Source organism: [Scytonema hofmanni] UTEX 2349 (assembly GCF_000582685.1).
Taxonomy (GTDB): domain Bacteria; phylum Cyanobacteriota; class Cyanobacteriia; order Cyanobacteriales; family Nostocaceae; genus Hassallia; species Hassallia hofmanni.
The window spans coordinates 2447500-2452226 of the sequence record NZ_KK073768.1 but is presented as its reverse complement, the minus strand read 5'-3'; the positions used below and the strand labels follow the sequence as shown (position 1 = coordinate 2452226).

General features: G+C 41.8%; 5 protein-coding genes, 1 pseudogene and 1 CRISPR repeat array. Of the genes and pseudogenes, 3 read left to right on the top strand and 3 right to left on the bottom strand.

Annotation, left to right across the window (positions count from 1 at the left end; all coding sequences use genetic code 11):
• Nucleotides 1–748: VWA domain-containing protein (locus tag TOL9009_RS39380; protein WP_260675902.1), on the top strand; the 748-nt coding region annotated here is incomplete at its 5' end.
• A gap of 81 nt (nt 749–829) precedes the next feature.
• Here the strand turns inward: TOL9009_RS39380 and TOL9009_RS0115910 are convergent.
• Together TOL9009_RS0115910 and TOL9009_RS0115905 are read right to left on the bottom strand one after the other, a co-directional pair.
• Nucleotides 830–1216: a four helix bundle protein gene (locus TOL9009_RS0115910; RefSeq protein WP_029633670.1), complete on the bottom strand. Its 387-nt coding sequence runs from the start codon at nt 1214–1216 to the stop codon at nt 830–832.
• 71 nt (nt 1217–1287) lie between these two features.
• Nucleotides 1288–2070 (bottom strand): RNA polymerase sigma factor SigF, encoded by a 783-nt coding sequence (locus TOL9009_RS0115905; protein ID WP_029633669.1) that lies wholly within the window; start codon nt 2068–2070, stop codon nt 1288–1290.
• Between the two features lie 308 nt (nt 2071–2378).
• Here TOL9009_RS0115905 and TOL9009_RS0115900 point away from each other — a divergent pair, with 308 nt between their 5' ends.
• Complete coding sequence (locus TOL9009_RS0115900) at nt 2379–3107, top strand: Bax inhibitor-1/YccA family protein (RefSeq protein ID WP_029633668.1); 729 nt, start codon at nt 2379–2381, stop codon at nt 3105–3107.
• Nucleotides 3108–3271: 164 nt separating this feature from the next.
• Nucleotides 3272–3472 (top strand): annotated as a pseudogene (locus TOL9009_RS43550) (CRISPR-associated endonuclease Cas2); the annotation flags it as partial.
• A gap of 178 nt (nt 3473–3650) precedes the next feature.
• Nucleotides 3651–4197: direct repeats of the CRISPR family, unit length 37 nt; unit sequence GTTGAAATTTACCTTAATCCCTATTAGGGATTGAAAC.
• A 200-nt stretch (nt 4198–4397) separates the two neighbouring features.
• On the opposite strand, the gene TOL9009_RS43545 reads toward TOL9009_RS43550, so the two are convergent.
• Nucleotides 4398–4571, bottom strand: coding sequence for a transposase family protein (locus tag TOL9009_RS43545; protein ID WP_260675977.1), 174 nt, complete (start codon nt 4569–4571; stop codon nt 4398–4400).
• Between the last annotated feature and the right edge of the window lie 156 nt (nt 4572–4727).

Below are 4727 nucleotides of genomic sequence, written 5' to 3'. Positions count from 1 at the left end.
ATCTCCCCCATCCCCCCATCCCCCCCTCTCCCCCTCTTGTACAGACGCGATTAATCGCGTCTCTACTCCTCCCCTCTCCTCACAAAAGCGGGTATTTGTCGAACAGTCAGATATTCGCTCGAAGCGGTTGGTACGTAAAGCCGGAGCTTTGGTAATATTTGTAGTCGATGCTTCTGGATCAATGGCACTGAACCGGATGCAGTCAGCCAAAGGTGCGGTAATGCAGCTTTTAACAGAAGCTTATCAAAACCGCGACCAAGTGGCGTTGATTCCGTTTCGGGGGGAACAAGCTGAGGTATTATTGCCTCCAACCCGCTCTATTGCTTTAGCGCGTAACCGTTTGGAAAGATTACCTTGTGGTGGTGGTTCACCGCTAGCGCATGGTTTAAGTCAAGCTGTGCGGGTTGGGTTGAATGCTCAAATGAGTGGAGATATTGGGCAAGTCGTAATTGTAGCGATAACCGATGGACGCGGGAATATTCCGTTGTCTCGTTCTTTGGGGGAACCGCAACTTGAAGCAGGAGAAAAGCCGGATATTAAAGGGGAATTGCTAGAAATTGCCGCCAGAATGCGTGTTTTAGGGATGCAGTTATTAATGATTGATACTGAAAGTAAATTTGTTTCTACTGGCTTTGCCAAGGAATTAGCTCATACTTCAGGGGGCAAATATTATCATTTGCCGAAAGCGACAGATAAAGCCATTGCTGCTATGACAAGAGGAGCGATCGCAGATTTAAAATCTAGATAGAGGGGGATGAGGGGGATGAGGGGGATGAGGGGGATGAGGGGGATGAGGAGGATGAGGGGGATGAGGAGGATGAGGGAGAGTTTAACGCTTAATTAGCCAAGGTGACGGGTTGTTAATTATGTGTACTAAACCGCTTAAAACTTGGTTGTATGTACCATAGAGTTCTCGACCGATTTCAACATCCATGTAGTTGCACTTTACAGCAAACTCAATCCAAGTTTGAGTTTCCGCTGATTCAGCCTCACAGTCACTCAATTTAGCAACAAAAGCGGCTTGATATCTTCTTTTACGCCATCCCTCAGCAAAATTAGCACAAATTGAACGTGAAGACCTACGAATCTGATCGGTTAGTGAATAACGTTCCTCTACTGGGAACTGTTTAGATATTTCAAAAATCTTCATGGCTGAATCAAAAGCCATTTTATAAACTACTAAATCCTTGTGGTCTTTAATAATTTTTCTACTCATCTCCCCCATCTCCCCCATCTCCCCCATCTCCCCCATCTCCCTCATCTCCCCCCTGCTTTTTAATAAAAACATCAAGATCCAGTTGCCACTGCGGGTTGTAAGAAACACATTAAATCCTGAATTCCCTTTTGTAGATATCGCGTTACTGTCATTGGACTAGTGCCAATTTTCTTCGCGGCATCTTTGCGAGAAAGTTCTTTTAAAAAGACTAATTCAACAGCCAAGCGGGGCTTTTCTTCTAACATATTTATTGCCCCTTGGAGTTGTTGACGTTCTTCTTCTAGTTGCTGAAAAGCCGTATAGCGGGGACAGGGAAGCGCTTCACCTAAGGTTATTTGGCAATCAACATACTGAACTGGGGTAGCATCTAAACTCAAAGGCATCCGATTTTGAGCCGCTAACTTAGTTTCTTGCCATTCATAGACAGATACCTTAAGTATGTTGGCAATTTCCGAATCTTTCGGAGGACGACCCAAAGAGACTGCTAATTCCCGGCGAATTTTTTGCCCTTCATTGTAGAGCTCTTGCCAGCGACGGGGTATCTTTAATAGAGAACTGCGATCGCGCAAAAAATGCAGCATTTCTCCGCGAATGTAAGGCACAGCAAACGAACTAAAAGCATATCCTTGACTCGGATCAAATCGCTCAATTGCCCTGATTAAACCGAAATAACCGATTTGTTCTAAATCTTCATAAGGTTCATTACATTGATGGCTGAATTTATGAGCCATCTTACGCACTAAGCCAGTATGTAACTGTACAAGTTGATTACGAAGTTTAATAGAAGGATTCTGGTGGTATAAGTGTAATAACTCAATACCATCAGACCGCAGAGAGGACTGACTTGTTACCATATTAATTCCTTTCTAGTAACTCCTTTTTCAGAAAAATCGGAGTTGCGTAAATTTTCATCAAAGCTGTAATTATTTTCCATAGATGGCGCTGAATAAACCATCGTCGTTCTACTGAACTTGTGGGGGGTCTATCTTTAGACGTAAGTATTTATACGTAAGCATTTTGCGCCATTATCTGTTTCCGGCTATTTTGACTTGATATAAATCAAGTGAGGAATTCCCCCATTTGTGAAATCACATAGCTCTGTTGATATGAGTCAAAATAGAAGTGAGCAGAACTGCTTTTCTTAAAAATTTAGTTGTGAAATATGAGCAATACCAGCAATTTTCGTAACGCTATTCGTGAGGCTAAAAATCAAGCCCTCGTCGGTCCAAATGTAATTGCCAATGCCCTTCCCTACGTTGGTGGTGGACTGGTTTTAACAGCGGTGGCAGCTTACGGGGGTTTAGGAGTCATCCGTACTAACCCCGGAATTTTCATGCCAACCCTAATTGGTGCGGTCATCCTGGAATTAATTCTGTTCTTTGTTGCCCAAAATGTTGCTGAAAAAGGCAACAAAGGCGTTGCTCTGCCCCTGTTGGCAACCTACAGCCTCTTGTCTGGGTATACCCTCAGTGGCTTGATTTATCTCGCTTTGAGAACCCAAGGAGTTGGCATTCAAGGAATCGGTATAGCCGCCCTTAGTTGTGGTATCACTTTTATTGCCGCCCGTCAAGTGGGTTCAAATCTCTCTGACTCAGACGGCATGGCTTTGACTAAAACTATCAATCTAGGCGTTATTGCCTTGGTGGTTGTTTGTCTAGCACAATTCGGGTTGAGTTTGTTCGGTGTTTACACCCCAAATTGGTTAGAAATTGCCATTTCCGGGCTGGGTGTGCTTTTATTTGTTGGCGCATCTGTAGTTGATTTCTACATCTTGCCCCGCACCTACAGCGATGATCAATATCTACCTGCGGCTTTGTCGATGTATCTTACCTACATTAATTTATTCGTCTTTATCTTGCGGTTGCTAATTGCCCTCAATGGTCGCGATTAATTGAGTGTAGGTATTGGAAATTAGATAATTAAATACATTTTTCCACCGTGGTTAGCTCTGAGCAACCACGGTTTTTTAATTTGTGTGACCAATTAAGAAGAAACTTCCAGCTTGTAATGCTCGCATATTGATTATTTAGTTGAAAGCTATCATGGCTATAGTTTACATCGATTCAATATGCTAAACTGCGATCGCCTTTGAATAACTTGATTAAGCCTGATACCGATAGCATCCGTTTTTACTTTATGTGCGCCTGCTGTTTTGGTCAAGTTGAACGCATCGGTGGTGAACAACCCTGTGATGAAACGATTTTCTTTGCGCGGATGGGTAGGTGTAGAAAAAGAGGTTTTGATGAAAATGCCTGAATCCCTTGCAACACAAGGCTTTGCGCTTATATTTACTTGCTACCTACCCGCGCACCTTACACAGTAAAGGTTTCAGGCTTTTTGACTTTGTGCGATCGCGCCAGATTGTGTTATGATTTACCCATCCGCGCAACCGAACCTTGAAAACCTCATACTGACTCACTTTCAGCTTCCCGCCGTTGAAATTTACCTTAATCCCTATTAGGGATTGAAACGAGCTAATGCAGTAAAAGGAAAGAAAAAAATCAATAGTTGAAATTTACCTTAATCCCTATTAGGGATTGAAACCGGGACGCTAAAGCACCCCTATGGGTTCAAAGTTGAAATTTACCTTAATCCCTATTAGGGATTGAAACATATTAAGAGCATAAGAAACACCAAGGAACCATACGTTGAAATTTACCTTAATCCCTATTAGGGATTGAAACGGTTTCGGGGGTGGCTAGTGCGCGAAGGGTAAAGGAGTGTTGAAATTTACCTTAATCCCTATTAGGGATTGAAACACAACAACAGCAGATTTTGGACCGCATACTTGACCCAATGCGGGGTTGAAATTTACCTTAATCCCTATTAGGGATTGAAACTATTGTGAGTGCTGGTTATTGCCCAGATAACGGTTGAAATTTACCTTAATCCCTATTAGGGATTGAAACCTCGCTCTGGCTTCGGTTCTGGTTCCGGTTGCAGTGTTGAAATTTACCTTAATCCCTATTAGGGATTGAAACTTTTGGGGATGACCAATAGACATCTCCGAAAAATACTAATACCTTTCTATGACTGGCTTTCAACGGGCGATCGCCAATTGCAAATATCAGCCACTCTCAACGCTAAAATCAGGGTTTGAGACAGTTTATGTCGATAATAAGGCAAAAGTAAGTACCTATGTGCGCTAATCATAAGCAGGAAAAATAGCAGTATTTTATATTCAAAATACTAAGGTTCCTATTCGGAATCTTACAAGTCCACATATCGTCATGATTATTTTTTCATATTTACTTGGATTTAATCTAAATCTTTCCGAAGCGACTCTAAATATCTTAATCATACGAATTAAATGTTCGACAAATATTCTTTCAGAGGCTAGTTCTTTATTTTTCAATTTTTGTGACAATGTCAATTCTCCTTTTTTTGGTTTTTGGTCGGAACTTTAATTGATGGTTCTCCTTCATAACCTTTATCTCCTTGAAATTTTTGATTTTTATTAAAGCTTTTTTTCCTTGCCTAAACAAAGTTATGTCACTTTTTGGTTCCTGCT